This is a genomic window from Streptomyces africanus (assembly GCF_030816955.1).
In the GTDB taxonomy this organism is placed as follows: Bacteria; Actinomycetota; Actinomycetes; order Streptomycetales; family Streptomycetaceae; genus Streptomyces; species Streptomyces africanus.
The window spans coordinates 2,856,347-2,877,738 of record NZ_JAUSYP010000001.1; the positions used below are offsets into that span (position 1 = coordinate 2,856,347).

Here is a 21,392-nt window from a genome sequence, read left to right on the forward strand (position 1 = left end):
GTGCCCCTCTCGGCTCACTCGCCGCGGTACAGCTCGCGCTTGTCGATATAGCGCACGACTCCGTCCGGCACCAAGTACCAGATGGGGTCGCCCTTGGCGACTCTCGCACGGCAGTCCGTGGAGGAGATGGCGAGGGCGGGCACCTCGACGAGCGAGACACCGCCCTCCGGGAGTCCTGGGTCGTTCAGGTGGTGGCCCGGCCGGGTGACCCCGATGAAGTGCGCGAGGGAGATCAGTTCCTCGCTGTCCCGCCAGGTGAGGATCTGGGAGAGCGCGTCGGCGCCGGTGATGAAGAACAGGTCCGTGTCGGGGTTGAGCGCGCGCAGGTCGCGCAGCGTGTCCACGGTGTAGGTGGGGCCGCCGCGGTCGATGTCGATGCGGCTCACGGAGAACTGCGGGTTCTCCGCGGTCGCGATGACCGTCATCAGGTAGCGGTCCTCGGCCGGGGAGACCTTGCGGTGGCTCTTCTGCCAGGGCTGGCCGGTCGGGACGAAGACCACCTCGTCGAGGTGGAACGCCGCGGCGACCTCGCTGGCCGCCACCAGGTGCCCGTGGTGGATCGGGTCGAAGGTGCCGCCCATGACGCCGAGGCGGCGCTTGCCCGGCTGGGGCCGGCCGTTTCCGGGGCCGTCGATCTGGCGGTGCGCCGTGGCGGCACGCCGGGGCTCCGAGTGTCGCTCGGTGCCGCTCGCCGTGTCCTGTGCCGGGTCGTGCGGCGTCTCGTTCGCCGGACCGGTAGGCATGTCCTGCTCTCCCATGCGTGCAGACCCTACCGGCCTTGCCTGAGGGCTCCGGCCGCCCCGTGGTCCCCGGGGCGCCCCGGCGCGGGGCGCCCGGCCGGGCTCAGCGGTCGCGGTTGAAGCGGGTGGTGATCCACAGCAGGAGCAGCAGGGCGAAGAGGGCGCCGCCACCGGTGAGGTAGGGGCTGAGGCTCTCGTGGTTACCGCCGTGCTCCTCGCCCTCGGCGGCGAGGGTGACCAACTGGGCAGCGGTGCTGTGGAAGCTCATCTTCGGCAGGACCTATCGCGTGTGGGCGGGTTAAAGACGTCGGCTCATCGTAAGCGGGCGCCCCGACCGCGATCACCCCGACTCCGTCTGTTTGTGACACGGAGCCGGCGGGCCCTCCCGCCCGGCCCGGTCCCGGGGCCCGGCGGGGAACCTTCCCGGTGGCTCAGTCGTCCTTCCGTCTGTAGCCACGCAGCAGGAACCACGCGGCCAGCACACAGCCCACGATCATCACGAGCAGTACGTACCGCAGCATCCCCGGTCCCCCTTGCCGCCCGGCGGCGGTCGCGGCCTCGGCGAGCCAGGCGGCTGCGGGGTGGTGCTCCATGGCGGTGGTCTCCTTCGCTGTACTGCCCGACCACCGTAACTCCGCCTAGGCTGGGCTCTGCCTCGGGGAAGCAAAAGGCCGCACAAGGGGCCGCAAAGGTCATACAGACGCACATGGGGGAAGACATGTCCGACGGCCACGAGCACAACGGGCACGAGCACGTGCCGAGCAGGCAGCGCAGGCGCTTCCCCGGAATCTCCTCGCGTACGTACGAGCACCCGGCCGACCGCTCCGCCCTGGTGGCCCTGCGCAAGCTGAGCGGTTTCGACACGGTGTTCAAGGCGCTCAGCGGCCTGCTGCCCGAGCGCAGTCTGCGGCTGCTGTTCCTGTCCGACTCGGTGCGGGTGTCGGACCAGCAGTTCTCGCATCTGAACGTGATGCTGCGGGACGCCTGCTACATCCTGGACCTGGAGAAGGTCCCGCCGATGTACGTGAACCAGGACCCGCAGCCGAACGCGATGTGCATCGGCCTGGACGAGCCGATCATCGTCGTCACGACGGGGCTCGTCGAGCTGCTCGACGAGGAGGAGATGCGGGCGGTCATCGGGCACGAGGTGGGGCACGCGCTGTCCGGGCACTCCGTCTACCGGACCATCCTGCTGTTCCTGACCAGCCTCGCCGTCCGGGTCGCCTGGATCCCGCTGGGCAACCTCGCGATCATGGCGATCGTGACCGGGCTGCGGGAGTGGTTCCGCAAGTCGGAGCTGTCCGCGGACCGGGCGGGGCTGCTGGTCGGGCAGGATCTTCAGGCGTCCATGCGGGGTCTGATGAAGATCGCGGGCGGCAACCACCTGCACGAGATGAACGTGGACGCGTTCCTCGCCCAGGCCGAGGAGTACGAGGCCGGGGGCGACCTGCGCGACTCGGTGCTGAAGATCCTGAACGTGCTTCCGCGCTCCCACCCCTTCACCACCGTGCGGGCGGCCGAGCTGAAGAAGTGGGCCGAGTCGCGGGACTACCAGCGGATCATGGACGGCCACTATCCCAGGCGCGACGAGGACAAGGACACCTCGGTGCGGGACTCCTGGCGGGAGTCGGCGAACCACTACTCGACCCATGTGAAGAGCTCCAAGGATCCGCTGATGAAGCTGGTCACGGACCTCGCCGGCGGCGCCGGCGATCTGGGCGACCGCGTCCGCCGGGGCTTCGGCGGCTTCACGAGCCCGGGCCAGAAGCCGCCCCGGGGCCCCGAGTCACCGGGCCCGTCGGACTCCTCCTCGGACTCCCCGGGCGACGACCAGCCGCCGCGCGACGGCAGCTGAGGCGCCCACACACGCCCTGGGTACGCCCTGGACGTACGCCCGGGAAACACTGCCCTGGAAGCCGCCTCACACCCTCGGCTGCGCGCTCGTCGCCAGCGTGCCGCACAGGGCCGTGGCGCTGCCCGTGGCATAGGGGTCCGTGCCGGCGGGGCCGCCTTCCTTGGCCGTCTGGCCGGCCAGGAGGGGCCGCAGGTGGCTCGTGGAGTCCTCGGCGCAGGAGAGCGGGCCGGCCTGGACGTAGGAGACGACGAGCTGGCCCTGGTGCAGGCGCAGGTCGTCGCGGTCGAAGCGGAAGTGCAGCTCGCGCCGGACGGTGAACAGGGACGCCTCGGCCTTGCCGCCGGCCCGGGCCGGCCGCAGCGCGTACACGAGCGTGTGGTCGGCGGTGACCTCCAGCGTGGACGAGTCGACCTCGGCGGCCTGGAGCGTGCCCTGGACCCGCACCCTGCGGTCGGCCAGCTCGGCGCGGGAGGGGTCGAAGCGGACGAGCCAGCCGGTGGGCGCGTGGCGTCCGTCCGCGGTGGGACGGGCGAAGCTCTGGTCGAACTGGTCCAGCTGGTCGGGGTCCAGCAGGACGCGGACGGCGCGGACCTCACCGCCCATGAGCACGTCCGGGTCGAGTGCGGAGCGGACGACGTAGTCCTTGGCGGTGGTCAGGGCGCTGACGACCTGGCTGTCCGAGAAGTGCGCGGTGCGCCGCGAGGCGGGCAGCGGCACGCCCTCCGCGCCGCTTTTGAACTGTGCGGCGGGGCTGCGCTCGTACAGGTGCGCCGCGTCGGCCGTGCCGGGCACCTTGCCCTCGGGGACGAGCGGGATCACGGTCATCCGCAGGGGCTCGGCGGATTCCCGGGCGGCGGGGGTCTGGTAGGGGTGCCGTACACCCATGTAGATCGCGGTGCCGAAGGCGACGGCTATCAGCAGGACCAGGACCAGCGCCTGCCGGGACAGGCCCCGGCGCAGGGGCGCCGCGCGGCGTACGGCGGGCGCGTGGTCGCCGATGCGCTCCTGCGCGGAGTACTCCTTGAGGCGGGCAGCCCGGACGAACGACTCGTCGAAGACGACGGATCGATACTCGTCCTCTCCACCTCCGGGGGCGCCCTCGGGTGTCCCCTCAGGTGGGTCTCCAGGCCCGCCCATATCTTCAGGGTAGGTCTCCGGAAGCTCGGGTAAACGCCCGGCCGCACCACAAGTTCTGACAGGTCCTCACCAGGAACGGCGAGTTCAGGTCAGGGGTTGCGCGGGATCACCGAGACCGCCGGCGGGGAGTACTCGGCGGATGCGGAGGGAGCCGCCCCGCTGCCCTGTTCCAGCCCCGTGGAGGTGGGCGCCGGCACGGGGTCCTCGCGGTTGGAGGACGCGCCCCGGTAGACCGCCGTGAAGGCCAGCGCGACCATGCCGATGCCCATCACGAGGGCGAGCAGCCAGGCGACGGGGCGGTGCCAGCGGACCTGTTTGGAGTACGGACCCGTGCCGCCGTAGCGGTCCTCGAGGATGTCGGGGTCGTCCAGCTCGTCCAGGTCGGGATCATGGCCGAAATCGCCGTGCCCGTCCGGACCGTACCCCTCGTCGTACCGCTCGCCTCGGGAGTGGGCGCGGCGCGCCTCCGCCTCGGAGGCCTCGGCTCTCGCCTTGGCGGCGGCCAGGAGGCGCTCCACGGCGGTCGGCTCGTGCACCACGGCCGCGCGTACGAAGGCCTCGTCGAAGACCACGGAGGCGAACTCTTCGTCCGACACCCCGCGGTCGTGGTCGTCGTCGGGCTCCCGGCCGTCAGGAAACGGCGTGCCCCCCACGTCCTCCGGCACGGTTCCAGAGTAGACCTGGGGGGTCATTTTGGGCAGACGGTATGGAGATTCATCCGCCGGTTGAGACGGCGTTCAGCGCCGCACGTGCCCGTCGCCGGTGACGATGTACTTCGTGCTGGTCAGCTCGGGCAGCCCCATCGGGCCGCGGGCGTGCAGCTTCTGCGTGGAGATGCCGATCTCCGCGCCGAAGCCGAACTGGCCGCCGTCGGTGAAGCGGGTGGAGGCGTTGACCGCGACCGTGGTCGAGTCGACCAGCTGGGTGAAGCGGCGGGCGGCCTGCTGGGAGGTCGTGACGATGGCCTCGGTGTGGCCGGAGGTCCACAGCCGGATGTGCTCGACGGCCTTGTCCAGCGAGTCCACGACGGCCGCGGCGATGTCGTACGACAGATACTCCGTCTCCCAGTCCTCGGCCGTCGCCTCGACGACGGTGGCCTTGGAGTCCTTGGCGTAGGCCTGCACGCGCTCGTCGGCGTGCACGGTGACCCCGGCCTCCGCGAGGGCGTCCAGGGCGCGCGGCAGGAACTCGGCGGCGATGTCCTGGTGGACCAGCAGCGTCTCGGCGGCGTTGCAGACGCCCACGCGCTGGGCCTTGGAGTTGATCAGGATCTCGACGGCCATGTCGAGGTCGGCCTGGGCGTCGACGTAGACGTGGCAGTTGCCGGTGCCGGTCTCGATGACCGGGACGACGGACTCCTGGACGACCGTGTTGATCAGGGAGGCTCCGCCGCGCGGGATGAGCACGTCGACCAGGCCGCGGGCGCGCATCAGCTCGCGCACGCTGTCGCGGCTCTCGCCGGGCACGAGCTGGATGGCGTCGGCGGGCAGCCCGGCCCCGCCCACGGCGTCGCGCAGGACGCGCACGAGCGCGGTGTTCGACTGGTACGCCGAGGAGGAGCCGCGCAGCAGGACGGCGTTGCCGGACTTCAGGCAGAGGGCGGCGGCGTCGACGGTGACGTTCGGCCTGCCCTCGTAGATGATGCCGACGACACCGAGCGGCACGCGGACCTGGCGCAGGTCGATGCCGTTGGGCAGCGTGGAGCCGCGCACGACCTCGCCGACCGGGTCGGGCAGCGCGGCAACGTCGCGCACGTCGGAGGCGATGGCACGGATCCGCTCGGGGGTGAGCGTGAGCCGGTCGATCATGCCCTCGCTGGTGCCGGCCTCGCGGGCTTTGGCCACGTCCTTGGCGTTGGCCTCGACGATCTCGCTCGTGCGGACCTCCAGCGCGTCGGCGATGGCGAGCAGCGCGTCGTCCTTGTCGGCCCGCGGCAGCGGCGCGAGGCTCGCGGCGGCGGCCTTGGCGCGGTAGGCGGCCTCGGTGACCGGGGACATGGAGTCGTACGGCGAAAGCGTGGTCATAAGGGAAGCGTAGTGTGCCGGGCGGGACCGTTCACGGCGCGTTCCACACCCCGAGACACTTCCCGAGACAGCTCCCGGGGCACGGGCCGGAACACCCGCCGGACCCGGTCAGAACGGATGGACTCCGACCGGCGACGCCGGCGGGGGCCCGTACCCCTCGGCGATGCGCTGGTGGTAGGTCGCGCGGTCGATGACCTCCAGGCCGACGATCTCCCAGGGCGGCAGCCCGGCGGTCTGCCGGTGCTCGCCCCACAGGCGCAGGGCGACGGCGGCCGCGTCGTGCAGGTCGCGGGCCTCCTCCCAGTAGCGGATCTCCGCGTGGTCGACCGCGTATCGGCTGGTCAGGAGGAAGGGATGGTCGTGGGCGAGCTGTTCCAGGGCGCGCCGGAGCTCGGGGAGCGGGGCCTCCTTGCCGGAGACGCTGAGGGTGACGTGCCACAGGCGCGGGGTGTCACCGGGCTGCTCGCCCTCGAAGCGGTCCCCCGCTGCCACGCTCGTCAGGGCCCGCTCCTCACCGGCCGCACGGGAGCCGGTACCACCACGGGACGCCGCGGCCCCAGGGCGCACTCGTCTCACGACGGCCTCCTTTGCACTGTGGCGCTGCTGCGGAACATGTCCCCGAGACAAAGTTGAGCAGGCCGCGGGAGATCGCGGGGCGGTTTTGCGGAACGTCCACCACCGGGGTCGGATGTTTCGACACATTACGGGTGCAGGAGCACCAGGTCGTCCCTGTGTACGACCTCGCGCTCGTACGCGGGTCCGAGTTCACGGGCGAGTTCGCGGGTGGAGCGGCCGATCAGCCGGGGGATCTCCTTGGCGTCGAAGTTGACGAGCCCGCGGGCCACGGCGTGCCCCGTGTCGTCGCGCAGCTCGACCGGGTCGCCGGCGCTGAACTCGCCCTCGACGGCGGCGATGCCGGCCGGCAGCAGCGACTTGCGGCGCTCCACGACGGCCTGGACGGCGCCGTCGTCCAGGGTGAGGGCGCCCTGCGGGGTAGAGGCGTGCTGGAGCCACAGCAGCCGGTCCGCGGAGCGCTTGCCGGTGGGGTGGAAGAAGGTTCCGGTGTCCTGGCCGGTCAGGGCGTCGGCCGCGTGGACGGCGCTGGTCAGCACGACGGGGATGCCGGCGGCGGCGGCGATGCGGGCGGCCTCGACCTTGGTGACCATGCCGCCGGTGCCGACGCCGGCCTTGCCCGCGCTGCCGATCTCGACGCCCGCGAGATCGGACGGGCCGCGCACCTCGGCGATGCGGGAGGTGCCGGGCTTGCCGGGGTCGCCGTCGTAGACGCCGTCCACGTCGGACAGCAGGACCAGCAGGTCGGCGCGGACGAGGTGGGCGACGAGGGCGGCGAGGCGGTCGTTGTCGCCGAAGCGGATCTCGTCCGTGGCGACGGTGTCGTTCTCGTTGACGATCGGGAACGCGCCCATCGCGAGCAGCTTGTCCAGGGTGCGGGAGGCGTTGCGGTGGTGGGCGCGGCGGCTCATGTCGTCGGAGGTCAGGAGCACCTGGCCGACGCCGACGCCGTAGCGGGCGAAGGAGGCGGTGTAGCGGGCGACCAGCAGGCCCTGGCCGACGCTGGCGGCGGCCTGCTGGCGGGCGAGGTCCCTGGGGCGGCGGCGCAGGCCCAGCGGGGCGAGGCCGGCCGCGATGGCGCCCGAGGAGACCAGGACGATCTCCCGCTCCCCGCCGCTGCGGATCTTGGCGAGCACGTCCACCAGCGCGTCCACGCGGTCCGCGTCGAGGCCGCCCGAGGCGGTGGTCAGCGAGGAGGACCCGACCTTGACGACGATCCTGCGGGCCTCGCCCACGGCCTGCCTTGCCCCTGCCACGTCGCCGTCCGTCCCCTCGCGTCGATCCGTTCGCTCACCAGGAAATCTACGGGACGGGCGGGCCGGGCGCGGCGCCGGTCCACGCTACGGACGGTGCTGCTCACGTCACGGGAGCGCCGTCGCCCTGCTTCGGTGCCACCCCACCCCACGACAGGAACGTGATCTTCCGCTACGGTCCGACGACACGCGGGACGGCAGCCACCCCCACGCCTTGACGACACACGCGTGTCGTCAGGAGGTCGCCGCACGTTAACCCGGACGGCCGACCTGCGCCGCGCCGACCCGACGCTCCTGGAGTGACCGCAGTGCCCCTACCTCTTCCCCGCCCACCGGCCCTGCTGAAGGGGCTGGTCACCATCGTCCTGGCCGCCGCGTTCGCCGCTCAGGCGTTCGCGGCGCTGTTCCCCCACGTCCCCCTGCTGCTCGCCGCGACCACCGTCTCCCTGGCCACCGAGGGTGTCCTGTACCGGTGGCAGCGCGGGGTGCTGTCGCTGTTCGCCAAGTCGCACGCGGACATCACCGTGCGGCACGTCCTGCGGGACCTGCTGCTGGTCGTGGTTCTGCTGCGGCTCGGCGAGCAGGACCGGGAGACGGTGTACGCCCCGCTCGTAGCCGCTCTGCTCGCCTTCTACGTGCTGCACTGCGCGATCCAGGCGCTCTCCGTGCTGGTGCGCCGGACCCGCACCCTGCCGGTGGTGACCCGGAACATCGACGCCTCGGCCCTGCGGCTGTCCCCGGCCCCGGCCGTGCTGCTGCGCCGCCCCGGCCACCGGCTCCTGGTGTTCGGCCTGCCGGCGACGGCCGGGCTGCTGGCCGCCGCGCAGGGCGACGAGCCGCTGTTCGCCGCCGCGGGCATCGCGCTCTCCCTCGCGCTCGCGCTGACCGGCCTCGGCGCACTGCTCTTCCGGCTGCTCCCGGGACGCCGCCCGGCCGGCGAGCAGGAGGTGCTCGACTGGTTCGACGCGTGGCTGGCCGAGTACCGGCCGACCGTGGGCCTGTACTTCTCCGGCGGGGCCTCCTCGGCCTACCAGGCGAACATGTGGCTGGAGCCGCTCGCGGGGCTCGACGGGAAGCCGGTCATCGTGCTGCGCGAGCGGTTCATGGTGCAGAAGATCGCGGCGACGGACATCCCGATCGTCTGCCTGCCGAAGGTGTCGACGCTGATGCGTCTGGAGCACTCCACGCTCCAGGTCCTCATCCACCCGTCGAACTCCGGCAAGACCTCCCAGGTGCTGCGCATCCCCACGATCAGGCACACCTTCGTCAACCACGGCGAGAGCGACAAGCTGTCCTCGTGCAACCCGTACGCGAAGGCGTACGACGAGGTCTGGGTGGCCGGTCCCGCCGCGCGCGAGCGCTACGCGCTGGCCGAGGTGGGTGTCGAGGACAAGGACGTGGTGGAGACGGGCCGCCCGCAACTGGACGGCGTGCTCCCCTACGCGGGCCCGCCGGCCGGGTCGTGGACCACCGTGCTGTACGCACCGACCTGGGAGGGCTGGGACGGCAACCCCGGCAACACGTCGGTGATCGCGGCCGGGGAGAACCTGGTGCGGGCGCTGCTCGCGGACCCGGGCGTGCGGCTGCTGTACAAGCCGCATCCGCTGACGGGTTCGGTGGACCCGCGCGCGGGCGCGGCCGATCTGCGGATCCGGGAGCTGATCCGGGCGGCCAACCGGGAGCGCACGGGCGCGCGTCGCCCTACGGCCGGTGCCGGACTCGCCCGTCTCACCGAGGAGCTGGACCGGCTCACCACGGCCGACTTCCGGGCCGGGGCCGACACACTGGAGCGGATGCTCGTCCAGTCGGCGCCGGAGCCGGGCCGCGCCAAGGCGGTGGCACGGGCGACGGCGGCCTGGGAGGAGGCGTACTGGGCCTCGCTGCCGGAGGGCGAGCACCAGATCATCACGGACGCCCGGCCCGCGCTGTACTCCTGCTTCAACGTGGCCGACCTGCTGATCAGTGACGTGTCGAGCGTGATCAGCGACTTCCTGGCGAGTGAGAAACCGTACGCGGTGGCGAACACCAGCGGGCTGCCCGAGGAGGTCTTCCGTACGGCGTTCCCGACGGTGGCGGCGGCGACCGTGCTGACGCCGGACGCGGCCGGGGTGCCGAGCCTGCTGGAGACGGTCCGGCACCCGGAGAAGGACACCCTGGCCGAGGCACGCGCCGCGTTGAAGCTGCGCCTGCTGGGCCCGGCCGATCCGCCGTCGCAGGAGCGCTTCAACGCGGCCGTACAGGCCCTGTGCGCTCAGGCCCGGGACCACCGGGCTCGGGTGGCGGAGCGCCTGGCGGCGGAGCGGCCGGCAGCGGAACTGCCCGGCCAGCGCACGGAGCCGGCGAGCGGCGGGGCGGGCCTGTCTACGGCGGCACCGCGCTAGCAGCACACACGACCGACCAGCCGGCGAACCGACCGGCCGAACGCGGGGCCGTGGGCGATCACCCCACCGGCCCCGCGCCCGCGTTCAAGCCGCCTGCCGCACCTCACGCGCTGTCAGCGCTCGCCGCGCCTTGCGCACCGCCCGGCGGACGAACGTGTCGACGCCGCCCTCGCGGTAGCCCGGGAAGGCGCGGGCCTCGCGCGGCTCGGCGAGGTACACCGAGTCGGGGATGCCCGCCGCGCGGTCGCGGAAGTGCGGATAGACCAGGTAGACGCGGCGGCCCTTCTTCTCCAGCAGGGCCGCCGCCTGCTTCTTGGCCTTGACGAACTTCACGACGTCCAGCAGCAGTTCGGGCCGCTGCTCGGCGACCAGGTGCAGCCGCAGCCGCTCGTGGACCTTGAGGCGCTGGGCGACGCCCTCGGTCCAGTACGCGTCCATCAGCGGTTTGGCCAGCTCGAACTTGTGGCGGCGTATCTCCTCGCTGTCCGTCAGGTACTTGGGCCCGAACTGCGGCAGCAGCGTGACGAGGAACGGCCGGACCATCAGCTGGTCTCGCCGGCCGCCCGCGGGGACGAGCTCGGCGATGAGGTTCATCAGGGCTCGCGCGGAGTCGAAGCGCAGCGTGTAACTGCCGCTCTTCGTCACGTGCTTGCCGTCGTCACGGCCCACCAGGTAGTAGCAGGTGTGGTCGGCGACCACGGAGACGCCGTCCGCCCGCAGGTACGCCTCCATCGTGAACAGGGCGTCCTCGCCGGTGAACAGCGACTCGTCGAACCGCATGCCGTGCCGGTCGAGCAGCGCGCGGCGGAACAGCTTCTGCGCGCTGAGCGTGAACTTGATGTTGGAGGAGTAGACGTCCGTGCGCTCCACCGTCTTGCCCCACATGGACTTCGGTGCCGAGCGGTTGACGCCCTCGACCTTGCCGAGGACGACGTCCGTGCCGGCGCGGTCGGCCATGGCGACCATCCGCTCCAGGGCCTCGGGGCCCAGCCGGTCGTCGGCGTCGAGGAAGAAGACGTAACGCCCGGTCGCCTTGGCCAGACCGACGTTGCGCGGGCCGCTGGGGCCGCCGGAGTTCTCCTGCCGGATCACCAGCACGCGCATCGGAGCGCGCTCGGCGAACTCCTCCAGGTACTCCCCCGTACCGTCCGTCGATCCGTCGTCCACCGCGATGACCTCGATGCGCTCCGGATCGATGGTCTGTGCCTCGACGGACGAGAGGCACTCGATCAGGTACGGCATCGCTTCGTACGCACCGATGATCACACTCACATCAGGCTGCGCAACGGTCACGTTTCCCCCTAGTCAATGGGATATTCCCCCCGTATCGCCTCATTCGCTACTTGGTAGACGGGTGATCGGGGCAAGCGGTTGCCTCGATCACACGTGTTAGTGAGTCACCTCACATGACGAACCGACAGGAAGCGGGGACGGGAAAGAGTTCGGCCCCCGAGGAGACTCCTCGGGGGCCGAACTCTGAAGCAGGCGGCGGCGGTTCAGGCCGTGCCGACACCGTCCGTGTCACCGGCGGAGGACACCCGCTGCCCGGGCACGGCGTTCGCCAGTTCCGACTCGGCCGTGGCGGCCGCGACCCGTGACTCCTGGCCGACGTTGCGCGTCTCGGCCTTGAGCGCGAGGTTCGCGACGGCGGTGTTGAACTGGTCGATGGAGGCCGGCTCGTCCGGGCCCAGCAGGTACTGCTTGAGCTCCTTGCGGTCCTCCGCCAGCGGATCGGCGGCCGGGTCGCGGACGGCACTCAGCAGCTCGCCCAGCTCGTCCGCGCTGTTGGACAGGATCACCGCGGCACGCACGGCCGTGTTGTTCCGCTTGAACTCCTCGGCGCCCACCTCCGCGGAGTCCGTGACCGCGTACGGCTTGCCGCTCGCGATGAAGTCGGACACCACGCTGGAGATGTCGGAGACCATCGCGTCGGAGACGTTGAAGCAGTCGTACAGCCGCGGCTCGGCGCCGGTGATGACGCGGTGCTCCCAGGTGGGGAAGGAACGCCAGTAGGCGTCGTTCCACTCGGCGCGCAGCCGGGCGACCTCCTCGTGCCGGGCGATGTCGACCTGCCCGTCACGGGTGGCCTCGGCCTCGTCGCGGCCCTTGTCGCCGCCGTTGCCGACCAGCTGGGCGATCCGGGCCTCGATCCGGGCCAGCTCGCTCTTGGCCTGCGCCTGGGCGGCGCTGTCGGTGACGAAGCGCGCGTCGGCGGCACGCTCGGCGGCGGCCTGCCGGACCAGGGCGGTGATGCGCTGGTGGGCGGCCTTGGCGTCCTTGCTGCGCGTGCCGGTGAAGGGGTGCGGCTTGTACAGGACGCGCACGGGCGGGTCGGCCGTGACGAGCTTCTGCACGATGTTCTCGCCGGCCAGCAGGATCGAGGTGTTGCCGGGGTTGTCGTCCCAGCCCTCCCAGGTGGGGGCGTACAGGACGGTCGGGCAGCGTCCATCAGCGGCTCCGCCGCGGGGCCCCTCGGGGACGCCCTGCCAGGTCTGGATCGGGGCGAGCTGCGGGCGGCCGACCTCGACGATGTCGTCGTCGCGGACACCGACGTCGGCGATGGCGTAGCGGTCGCGGCCCGCGCGGCCGGCCGTCCACACCTCGTCGTAGACCTTGCTGAACGGGTTGACGCTGGCGAGCTTGTCGCTGTCGCCGTGGCCGATGAAGACGTGCTTGATGGTGGGCACGCGCAGCATGTGGATGTTCTTGCCGACGTTCGCCGCGTAAAGCGCGACCCGCACCGTGGACAGGTCCATGTTCATCAGGTGCACCCCTCCGGGCACGCAGATGACGGGGACCGTGGTCGGTGCGAGGTTGTTCAGGATGGCCCGCTCACGCAGGATGATCAGCGGCTTGGAGTCCAGCTTCTCCATGGTGTCCAGCCACATGTTCACCTGGTACGCGGAGTCCTTGGAACCGGAGAAGTACAGGACCGTCTCCGGCTTGTACTCGCCCAGCCAGTCGTCGACGGCGGCCAGCACCTTCTCGGCGTTCGGCGGAACCTTCCGGCCGCGGACGTACGGCATGAGCGCCAGGACGTACAGGGTGGCGACGGCCACCGTGATGCCGATGCCGACGAAGCCGACGAGGGAGGACTTCACCTGCGCGGCGAGCAGGATGCCGGCGACCGCGAAGAGGTCGAGGTGCAGCATCTTCTCGGCGGAGCGGTGCAGCAGCCGGCGCGGCGGGGCGTCCGGGATGCGGATGCGCGACTTCAGGTCGACGTTGCGGGTGGCGACCGGCATGCGGCGGCGGTTGCGGATCAGCTGGACCAGCGCGCCGTGCGGGGCCTGCAGACCGTAGAAGGCGATGAAGCAGGCGATCGCCCCGTAGTAGATCAGGTTGTCCGCGAGGGACAGCCGGGCCAGCAGCAGGACGAGGAGCAGCTGCCGGATCAGGAAGCGGATCGACAGGCCGGCCCGCACCTTGCTGAGGCGGTTGATCAGGTAGCTGCCCTTGCGGTGCAGATAGTGGTCCGCCAGGTACGTCACGGCGGCCGCTGCCGCGAAGGCGGGGACGCTCGGGACGAGCGCGGCCAGCATGAGGCAGGGGAAGCCCAGCATCATGAGGACCGCCGCGGCCAGCTGGGCCGCGCTGCCCACCCGGGCGACGCGAATAGCGGTGGATATCACGGAGAAACCTGCTCTTGGGAGGGGTGTGCCGGTCTTGGTTCTAGAATGCGGCTGGTCTGTGAATATTCGCGAGACTGTATGGATTCAGGCCCCTGCGAACACTCCTGTTGACAAACCGTTAACAGAAGAGCGCAGAGGCCTGAATTACCGAAGTCTATTTGGCGCCAATTATTACACGCCGTCCTGCCGGTCCAGCACCGAGGCGAGCGCCTGCTCGAAGCCGGAGGCGCGGGCCGCACCGGCGGTCGGGTCCTGCTGGCGGACGTCGATGACGTGGCCGGTCAGCTCGGACAGCAGCACGTCGAGCGAGGTGCGGGCCACGGCCTCGGAGGACAGCAGCGAGCCGGACGGCTCCTGGCCGAAGGCCTTGGTGCGCATAGGGGTGGCCGTGCGCTCGGGGTTGATGCAGTTGACGCGGACACCGTCGCCGGCCCACTCGTCGGACAGGGCCTGGGTGAGGTTCACCATGGCGGCCTTGGTCGAGGAGTACAGGCTGTACTCGGCGCGACCCCGGGTGTAGCTGCTGGAGGTGTAGAGCAGCAGCTGGCCCTTGGTCTCGGACAGGTACTTGTACGACGACCGGGCGATCTGCACCGGGGCCAGGTAGTTGACCTTCAGCGCCTCCTCGATGGTGGCGTTGTCGGTCTCGGCGAGCTTGCCGATGCGCAGCACGCCGGCGGTGTTGACCACGTAGTCGATGCGGCCGGTCTCGGCGTAGGCCTTGGACAGGGCGTCGTCGACCTCCTCCGGGTTCTCCACGTGGGTGCCGGTGGTGGAGCGGCCCAGCGCGTAGACCTTGGCGCCGTAGGACTCGGCGAGCTCGGCGATGTCCTTGCCGATGCCGTAGGAGCCGCCGAAGACGACGACCGTCTTGCCGGTCAGCAGCTCGCGGTAGGCCTCCTCGGAGACCTGCTCGGGCGCGGCCGTGGAGGCCAGCTGGAAGAGCTTGTCGGCGATGAAGACGTCGACGGGCTGGGTGACCTTCATGTTGTACTCGTCACCCGCCACGACGTGGATCGGCACGTCCGGCAGGTACTTGAGCACGACGGAGCAGTCGTCGGTGGCCTGGAAGTTGGGGTCACCGGCGGCGACCTCGTAGGCCCGCTTGATCGTGGACAGCTTGAAGGCCTGCGGGGTCTGGCCGCGGCGCAGCCGGGAGCGGTCCGGGATCTCCGTGATGAACTCGCCGTCCTCGCCGTGCGTGCGCGTCACGATGATCGTGTCGGCGGAGGGGATGGCCACGTCGACGGCCTGGTAGCGCTCCAGCGCGGTGACGCAGTCGTCGATGACGCGCTGCGACAGCAGGGGGCGCACGGCGTCGTGGAAGAGGACGTTGGCGTCCTCGCCCTCGGCCAGGCCCTCGCCCAGGGCCGAGATGGCGCGCTCGGTGGTCTCGTTCCGCGTGGCGCCGCCCTCGATGATCTTCGAGACCTTCTTGAATCCGGCCTTCGCGACGATCTTCTCGATGTCGGGCACGTAGCCGGGTGCCATCAGCACGATGATGTCGTCGATCGAGTCGGTGTTCTCGAAGGTGGTCAGCGTGTGCTCGATGACTGCCTTGCCGGCGATCTTCAGCAGCTGCTTGGGGATCGACAGACCCACCCGCTGACCGGTGCCACCGGCCAGGATCACTGCGGTGGTACGGGGCTTGGCTATGTGCTGGGACACAGGTGACCTACCTTGGGGCGACAGGGAACTTGGAAATGGTCCCACTTGTGGTTACCGCAGTGCAAGGTGAGCGCCCTCCGCCGCATATGTGCGCGCAACCTGTCATTCACCTCCCACTCCTGGTGATTGGTGAGACGGTTCCGCGACCCTCCGGGAAATGCGCTGTGAGTAACTCCACAGGTGCCCAGCGGCGTCGGAGCCGCACGGGACAGCGGTGACCCAGGACCTTCACGAGTTCCTTGGACGATGTCTCGTGCACGGTACGCGCTTTGACGGCTCCGGCCCGCACCGTCGCCCCGGCGCCGGTCGCGGCGGCTCATTGCCGCGGAATTCCTGGTCAAGATTCCGCAGCGTTTCGGTCTCGGCGAGAGCAATACAGCGGCAGCCCGGGGCGGACTTCTCACACGGCTCACGCGTCTCGCACGACGAAGAGCCCGGCACTCCGAGGAGTACCGGGCTCACGCGTGTGCCAGGAGTCGGGTCAGACCACCTCGACGCCCGGCCGGCCCGCCTCGACCCGCAGTCTGGCCAGCGTGCTCGGCGTCGCCGACGGCTGCCGTACGGTGTCGACCACCCTCACCTGCGCGTCGATGCCGGCGCGGCCGATGTCGAAGAGGTGGTAGCCGCGGTGGGCGTCGAGCAGCTTCCAGTGGGGGTTGTCCGGGCGGCGCGGGTCCCACTCCTTGCGGAAGGCCGCCTGGTCCTGGTCGCCGTTGCTGGAGACGGAGGTGCCGACGAACTCGGCGCCGACGACTTCGGAGCCCGGGTCGGCGTAGTCCTCCTTGAGGTCGCTGATCATCGTCAGGTGCCGGTCGCCGGAGAGCACGACGGGGTTGCGGACCTGCTTGAACTCCTGCAGGAAGCGGTTGCGTTCGGCCTGGTAGCCGTCCCAGGCGTCGTAGAACCAGAGCTTGCCCTCGCCGACCTGGAGGTCCGTCTCGGCCATCATGATCTGCGAGGCGATCAGGTTCCAGCGGGCCGGCGAGTACTGCAGCCCGTTCAGCAGCCACTGCTTCTGCCGCGCGCCCAGCATGGTCAGCGACGGGTCCTGGGCACCGGCCTGGCTGGTGGCCTGGTCGCTGCGGTACTGCCGGGTGTCCAGGACGTTGAGCCGGGCCAGCCGGCCGAACTCCAGACGGCGGTACATCCGGATGTGCGGACCGTCCGGGACGGCCGTCGCACGGACCGGCATGTGCTCGTAGTACGCCTGATAGGCCGCGGTCAGCCGGGCCACGAACGCGTCGTGCGGCTGCTTGTCCGGGTCCTGCGGGATCTCGCCGGCGAAGTCGTTGTCGACCTCGTGGTCGTCGAAGCTCACCACGAAGGGCGCGTTCGCGTGCATCGCCGCGAGGTCGGGGTCGGTGTGGTACTGGGCGTACCGGTTGCGGTACTGGACGAGGCTGACCGGCTCACCGGTCCCCTCGTGGCGCCGTACGCCCGTCGCCGAGGGCGTGGACTCGTAGATGTAGTCGCCGACGAACACCACGACGTCCGGGTCCTGCTCCAGCATGTCGGCGTATGGCGTGAAATAGCCGTGCTGCCAGTTCTGGCAGGAGGCCAGCGCCATGCGCAGGGAGCCACCGGAGCTGTAGGGGTGGGGCGCGGTGCGGGTGCGGCCGACGGGCGAGAGCTGCCCGCTGGTGCGGAAGCGGTACCAGTACGCACGGTCCGGGCGCAGGCCGCGTACGTCCACGTGAACGCTGTGCCCGTACTCGGGCCGGGCCTGGGCGGTGCCCCGGCGGACGAGCTTTCTGAACCGCTGGTCCTCCGCGAGCTGCCACTCCACGGGCACCACCCGGTCGGGCATACCGCCTCCGTTCAGCGGGTCCGGGGCGAGCCGGGTCCACAGCACGATGCCGTCCGGCAGCGGGTCTCCGGAGGCGACGCCGAGGCTGAACACGCCGTCGGGCAGCGGCGTCTCGGCCCCGTGGGCGGTGGCGGGGAGCCACAGCTGGGCGGAGGCCGCCGCACCGAGGACCGCGGCACCGGCGGTCAGAAAACGGCGTCGGTCGGGGGATACTGCTCCGGTCATCGTCTGACTCCCTTACCTCGCTGGCCACTTGGACACTGGGAAGCTTCACGCTCGCGGGCGGTCCGCCCGCTGAACGCCGGAGTTCACGTACATGACAACTAAGCAGACAAAAGAAGACCCACCGCCAGCGTCGGAACAAGCCGTTGCCGGGGCGGGTCTGACAGATGATCAGCCAGGGATCACCGGGCGAAGCCCGCGCCGAGGGCGGAGCCGTCCGCGACGGTGCCGAGGGTGCCCGCGCCGAAGCTGACCGAGCCGGTGGCGGTGGGCGCGTCGACCGGGTTGGGGAACGCCCAGACTCCCCCGTCCCGGTTCTCCCCGGTGGCGCTGACGAACAGCTCGGGCCGGCCGTCGCCGCCCACGTCGAGCAGCTTGGTCTCGGCGCCGAAGAAGTCGTTCTGCTCCGCCGTGCCCGGCACGTTCGCGGTGTTCTGGTTCATGGACACGGCGCCGTCGCCGGTCAGCCCGGACTTCCCGCCGCGCAGGACGGTGAACTGCCCGGCCGCGTAGACGTCCCCGATGCCCTCGGTCCCGCTGCCGGTGGAAACGTCGGCGTAGCCGTCGCCGTTGACGTCGGCGACCGAGATGCCCCCGCCGAAGCCGTCGCCCCACTCCGGGCTGCCGGGCACACCGGGGGTGCCCTGCGTGATGATCGTCGTACGGGAGGTGTCGGGGCCGTCGGCCGAGCCGTACACGACACCGATCTGGCCGCCCTTCAGCAGCGGATCCTCCAGCGGGACTTCACCGGAGCCGTCGACCGGGCGGCCGATGACGAGGTCGCCGAACCCGTCCTTGTTCACATCGCCGATGCCGAGGCTCTCGCCGCCCCGCATCCGCGTGCCGTCGGGGTTCTTCAGCGGGGCGGGGGCGCTCAGCCCGTCCGCGGTGCCGCGCAGGTAGACCGCACGGCGGTGCTTGGCGTCCGGGTCGTGCAGGTCGTCGTCGCTGCGGTCGTGGATGAGCGCGACCAGGTCCGTGGTGCCGTCGTGGTCGACGTCACCGGCGGCCACGTCGTCCGTGAAGCACTCGGCCTCCAGGGCGAGGCGGTGGCTGCTCGCGGCACCGGCGGTGCGGTCGAACGGCCCGTACAGCAGGCGGTTCCCGGTGGCGAGGTCCAGGTGACCGTCACCGTTGAAGTCGCCGAGCGCCGGGCGGAGCGGGTCGACGCGGTCCTCCTCGGTACCGGTGGCCACGGCCGTACCGCCGGACAGGCCCTGCGGCCCGCCCCACAGCACGGCGAGCGTGCCGGCGCTGACGACGTCCCCGACGTCCTCGCCCTGCGCGCCGACGACCAGGTCGGTGTAACCGTCGCCGTCCAGGTCACCGGCGGCCAGGCCGTCCCCGTAGTAGTCCTCGGCCTCGGCGGCACCGGGTATGCCCGGTGTGTCCTGGCTGATGACCTGCTTGTGGGCGAGGTCGATGCCCTTCGCCGAGCCGTACACGACGGCCACGTACCCGGCGCGGACCTTGCCGCCCACCTTGCCGCGCGGGGCGGCGACGGCCAGGTCCTGGTAGCCGTCGCCGTTGAAGTCGTCGTGGAGCTTCGCCGCGGCGGCCGGGGTGGTGGGGGCGGCGTCGGCGGCGTGCGCGGCCATCGGGAGGGTGACGGCCGCGACCACGGCGATCGCCGCCGCGACTGTGGCTCCTCGGCCGATGCTGCGCTTGCTCTTGGAGTGGGGCACGTGAACTCCGGTGATCCGCTGGGCCGTTGCCACGCGGCGAAGAACAAGATCCTCATCCGCGCTGCCCAGTACGACTCACCGGAGCGCCGGTTGGTTGCCTCGGGATCCGTTTCGTCTTTGCTTTGCGTTGACGTTCGGACCTAGAAAAGGATCAGAACGGCTCGAAGTCGTCGAACTCCCGCTCCGCCTCGTCCCGTTCGGCCTGCCGGTCCCTGCGGCGCTGCGCGGCCGGTCGCGCCTCCTCCAACCGGTGGTCCTCACCGCGTCGGCCGAGCATTTCGGCCCCGGCCATCACGGACGGCTCCCAGTCGAAGACGACCGCGTTGTCCTCGGGACCGATGGCGACACCGTCGCCGCCCCGGGCCCCGGCCTTCATCAGTTCCTCTTCGACCCCGAGCCGGTTGAGCCGGTCCGCCAGGTAGCCGACCGCCTCGTCGTTGTTGAAGTCGGTCTGCCGCACCCAGCGCTCGGGCTTCTCGCCGCGCACCCGGAACAGCCCGTCGTCCTCGCGCGTCACGGTGAAGCCCGTGTCGTCCACGGCCTTGGGCCGGATCACGATCCGCGTGGCCTCTTCCTTCGGCTTCGCGGCCCGCGCCTTCGCCACGAGCTCCGCGAGCGCGTACGACAGCTCCTTCAGCCCCATGTGCGCCACGGCCGACACCTCGAACACGCGGTACCCGCGCGCCTCCAGGTCGGGCCGCACCATCTCGGCCAGCCCCTTGCCGTCCGGTACGTCGATCTTGTTCAGGACGACGAGCCGCGGACGGTTGTCCAGCCCGCCGTACTCCCGCAGCTCCGCCTCGATGGCGTCGAGGTCGGAGGCCGGGTCGCGGTCCGACTCCAGCGTGGCGGTGTCCAGGACGTGCACGAGCACACTGCATCGCTCCACGTGCCGCAGGAACTCCAGGCCCAGGCCCTTGCCCTGGCTGGCTCCGGGGATCAGCCCGGGCACGTCGGCGATCGTGTACACCGTCGAACCGGCCGTGACGACACCGAGGTTCGGCACGAGCGTGGTGAACGGGTAGTCGGCGATCTTCGGCTTGGCGGCGCTCAGCACCGAGATCAGGGACGACTTGCCGGCGCTCGGGTATCCGACGAGCGCCACGTCGGCGACGGTCTTCAGCTCCAGGACGACTTCGCGCACGTCTCCCGGCTCGCCGAGCAGCGCGAACCCGGGCGCCTTGCGCCGCGCGGACGCCAGCGCCGCGTTGCCGAGCCCGCCGCGGCCGCCCTGCGCGGCGACGAACGACGTGCCGTGCCCGACCAGGTCGGCGAGGACGTTGCCCGCCTTGTCGAGCACCACCGTGCCGTCCGGCACCGGCAGGACGAGGTCCTGTCCGTCCTTGCCGAAGCGGTTGCCGCCCTCGCCGGGCTTGCCGTTGGTGGCCTTGCGGTGCGGGGAGTGGTGGTAGTCGAGGAGCGTGGTGACGGACTGGTCGACGGTGAGGATCACGTCCCCGCCGCGACCGCCGTTGCCGCCGTCGGGTCCGCCCAGTGGCTTGAACTTCTCACGGTGAACGGAGGCACAGCCGTGACCTCCGTTACCCGCGGCGACATGCAGCTCGACGCGGTCCACGAAGGTGGTCATGGTGTGTGCCTCCAGTGATGTACGGCCGTTGTGTACGGGTTGTACGGGGTTGTTCTCTGCGTAACACGCGAAAGGCGGACCCGCTTCCCGGGAGGGAAGTGAGGTCCGCCTCGCGAAAGCTTCCGGTCAGGCGACCGGAACGATGTTCACGACCTTGCGGCCACGGTGGGTGCCGAACTGCACCGAACCGGCCTGGAGGGCGAACAGCGTGTCGTCGCCGCCACGGCCGACACCGGCGCCCGGGTGGAAGTGGGTGCCGCGCTGACGGACCAGGATCTCACCCGCGTTGACGACCTGACCGCCGAAGCGCTTCACGCCGAGCCGCTGGGCGTTGGAGTCGCGACCGTTCCGGGTGGACGATGCGCCCTTCTTGTGTGCCATTTCTCCTCAGTCCCTTACTTCGCAGCCGTGGGGATCTCAGTGACCTTGATCGCCGTGTACTGCTGGCGGTGGCCCTGGCGACGGCGGTAACCGGTCTTGTTCTTGTAGCGCAGAATGTCGATCTTCTGGCCCTTGTGGTGGTCCACGACCTCGGCCTGGACCTTGATGCCGGCCAGCACCCACGGGTCGCTGGTCACGGCGTCGCCGTCGACAACGAGCAGGGTCGAGAGCTCGACCGTGTCGCCAACCTGGGCAGTGGAAATCTTGTCAACCTCAACGATGTCGCCGACAGCAACCTTGTGCTGGCGACCACCGCTGCGCACGATGGCGTACACGCGGACTCACTCTCTCGCTCGGGGAAACGGCACCCCCGCAGGCCAGCCGCCCGACACACGAGCGGCCTCTCCTGGGCGCCCGGCGCCCGGAGGATGAGGTTTACGGGGATG

At 70.9% G+C, this 21,392-nt stretch carries 18 protein-coding genes; 2 read left to right on the forward strand and 16 right to left on the reverse strand.

Annotated elements, in window-relative coordinates; translation table 11 throughout:
- Positions 1 to 14 precede the first annotated feature (14 nt).
- The 3 genes from nadD to QF034_RS13255 form a co-directional block, all read right to left on the reverse strand.
- Positions 15 to 758: a nicotinate-nucleotide adenylyltransferase gene (gene nadD, locus QF034_RS13245; RefSeq protein WP_086559311.1), complete on the reverse strand. Its 744-nt coding sequence runs from the start codon at positions 756 to 758 to the stop codon at positions 15 to 17.
- Positions 759 to 843: 85 nt separating this feature from the next.
- On the reverse strand, positions 844 to 1,008 hold the full coding sequence (locus QF034_RS13250; protein WP_010041970.1) for a hypothetical protein: 165 nt from the start codon (positions 1,006 to 1,008) through the stop codon (positions 844 to 846).
- 163 nt (positions 1,009 to 1,171) lie between these two features.
- Positions 1,172 to 1,333: a hypothetical protein gene (locus QF034_RS13255; protein WP_307175148.1), complete on the reverse strand. Its 162-nt coding sequence runs from the start codon at positions 1,331 to 1,333 to the stop codon at positions 1,172 to 1,174.
- 125 nt (positions 1,334 to 1,458) lie between these two features.
- Between QF034_RS13255 and QF034_RS13260 the strand changes: the two genes are divergently transcribed.
- Positions 1,459 to 2,595, forward strand: a complete 1,137-nt coding sequence (locus tag QF034_RS13260; protein ID WP_307179866.1) for a M48 family metallopeptidase — start codon at positions 1,459 to 1,461, stop codon at positions 2,593 to 2,595.
- A 66-nt stretch (positions 2,596 to 2,661) separates the two neighbouring features.
- On the opposite strand, the gene QF034_RS13265 is transcribed toward QF034_RS13260, so the two are convergent.
- From QF034_RS13265 to proB, 5 genes are all read right to left on the reverse strand, one after another.
- A complete protein-coding gene (locus tag QF034_RS13265) occupies positions 2,662 to 3,732 on the reverse strand; it encodes an SCO2583 family membrane protein (RefSeq protein WP_307175149.1) in 1,071 nt (356 codons plus the stop codon).
- 89 nt (positions 3,733 to 3,821) lie between these two features.
- Positions 3,822 to 4,397 carry an SCO2584 family spore wall biosynthesis protein gene (locus tag QF034_RS13270; protein WP_442480574.1) on the reverse strand — a complete coding sequence of 192 codons (576 nt, stop codon included), beginning with the start codon at positions 4,395 to 4,397 and terminating at the stop codon, positions 3,822 to 3,824.
- A 72-nt stretch (positions 4,398 to 4,469) separates the two neighbouring features.
- Complete coding sequence (locus QF034_RS13275; RefSeq protein WP_307175151.1) at positions 4,470 to 5,756, reverse strand: glutamate-5-semialdehyde dehydrogenase; 1,287 nt, start codon at positions 5,754 to 5,756, stop codon at positions 4,470 to 4,472.
- A gap of 108 nt (positions 5,757 to 5,864) precedes the next feature.
- Complete coding sequence (locus QF034_RS13280; protein ID WP_307179867.1) at positions 5,865 to 6,323, reverse strand: DUF8830 family protein; 459 nt, start codon at positions 6,321 to 6,323, stop codon at positions 5,865 to 5,867.
- 134 nt (positions 6,324 to 6,457) lie between these two features.
- Complete coding sequence (proB, locus tag QF034_RS13285; protein ID WP_307179869.1) at positions 6,458 to 7,564, reverse strand: glutamate 5-kinase; 1,107 nt, start codon at positions 7,562 to 7,564, stop codon at positions 6,458 to 6,460.
- A 326-nt stretch (positions 7,565 to 7,890) separates the two neighbouring features.
- Between proB and QF034_RS13290 the strand changes: the two genes are divergently transcribed.
- A complete protein-coding gene (locus tag QF034_RS13290; protein ID WP_307179870.1) occupies positions 7,891 to 9,963 on the forward strand; it encodes a CDP-glycerol glycerophosphotransferase family protein in 2,073 nt (690 codons plus the stop codon).
- An 84-nt stretch (positions 9,964 to 10,047) separates the two neighbouring features.
- On the opposite strand, the gene QF034_RS13295 is transcribed toward QF034_RS13290, so the two are convergent.
- The 8 genes from QF034_RS13295 to rplU all read right to left on the reverse strand — a co-directional run bounded on the left by QF034_RS13295 (position 10,048) and on the right by rplU (position 21,281).
- The gene (locus QF034_RS13295; protein WP_307175152.1) at positions 10,048 to 11,256 is read right to left on the reverse strand and encodes a glycosyltransferase family 2 protein; all 1,209 of its coding nucleotides are present in this window, start codon (positions 11,254 to 11,256) and stop codon (positions 10,048 to 10,050) included.
- Between the two features lie 203 nt (positions 11,257 to 11,459).
- A complete protein-coding gene (locus QF034_RS13300) occupies positions 11,460 to 13,565 on the reverse strand; it encodes a CDP-glycerol glycerophosphotransferase family protein (RefSeq protein WP_307179871.1) in 2,106 nt (701 codons plus the stop codon).
- Between the two features lie 201 nt (positions 13,566 to 13,766).
- Positions 13,767 to 15,263, reverse strand: a complete 1,497-nt coding sequence (locus tag QF034_RS13305) for a bifunctional cytidylyltransferase/SDR family oxidoreductase (RefSeq protein WP_307175153.1) — start codon at positions 15,261 to 15,263, stop codon at positions 13,767 to 13,769.
- 481 nt (positions 15,264 to 15,744) lie between these two features.
- A complete protein-coding gene (locus tag QF034_RS13310) occupies positions 15,745 to 17,295 on the reverse strand; it encodes an alkaline phosphatase D family protein (RefSeq protein ID WP_307175154.1) in 1,551 nt (516 codons plus the stop codon).
- A gap of 179 nt (positions 17,296 to 17,474) precedes the next feature.
- On the reverse strand, positions 17,475 to 19,010 hold the full coding sequence (locus QF034_RS13315; RefSeq protein ID WP_307175155.1) for an FG-GAP-like repeat-containing protein: 1,536 nt from the start codon (positions 19,008 to 19,010) through the stop codon (positions 17,475 to 17,477).
- 118 nt (positions 19,011 to 19,128) lie between these two features.
- Entirely contained in the window at positions 19,129 to 20,565 is a 1,437-nt protein-coding gene (obgE, locus tag QF034_RS13320; protein WP_307175156.1) for a GTPase ObgE, read from the reverse strand.
- Positions 20,566 to 20,691: 126 nt separating this feature from the next.
- Complete coding sequence (gene rpmA / locus QF034_RS13325) at positions 20,692 to 20,946, reverse strand: 50S ribosomal protein L27 (protein WP_010041940.1); 255 nt, start codon at positions 20,944 to 20,946, stop codon at positions 20,692 to 20,694.
- A 14-nt stretch (positions 20,947 to 20,960) separates the two neighbouring features.
- Positions 20,961 to 21,281: a 50S ribosomal protein L21 gene (gene rplU / locus QF034_RS13330; protein WP_020269559.1), complete on the reverse strand. Its 321-nt coding sequence runs from the start codon at positions 21,279 to 21,281 to the stop codon at positions 20,961 to 20,963.
- Positions 21,282 to 21,392: the final 111 nt, after the last annotated feature.

Coding starts and splice junctions, on each gene's coding strand:
- nadD (WP_086559311.1), bottom strand. CDS start 758: ATGGGAGAGCAGGACATGCCTACCGGTCCGGCGAACGAGACGCCGCAC.
- QF034_RS13275 (WP_307175151.1), bottom strand. CDS start 5,756: ATGACCACGCTTTCGCCGTACGACTCCATGTCCCCGGTCACCGAGGCC.
- QF034_RS13310 (WP_307175154.1), bottom strand. CDS start 17,295: ATGACCGGAGCAGTATCCCCCGACCGACGCCGTTTTCTGACCGCCGGT.
- rpmA (WP_010041940.1), bottom strand. CDS start 20,946: ATGGCACACAAGAAGGGCGCATCGTCCACCCGGAACGGTCGCGACTCC.
- QF034_RS13255 (WP_307175148.1), bottom strand. CDS start 1,333: ATGGAGCACCACCCCGCAGCCGCCTGGCTCGCCGAGGCCGCGACCGCC.
- QF034_RS13260 (WP_307179866.1), top strand. CDS start 1,459: ATGTCCGACGGCCACGAGCACAACGGGCACGAGCACGTGCCGAGCAGG.
- QF034_RS13265 (WP_307175149.1), bottom strand. CDS start 3,732: ATGGGCGGGCCTGGAGACCCACCTGAGGGGACACCCGAGGGCGCCCCC.
- QF034_RS13250 (WP_010041970.1), bottom strand. CDS start 1,008: ATGAGCTTCCACAGCACCGCTGCCCAGTTGGTCACCCTCGCCGCCGAG.
- obgE (WP_307175156.1), bottom strand. CDS start 20,565: ATGACCACCTTCGTGGACCGCGTCGAGCTGCATGTCGCCGCGGGTAAC.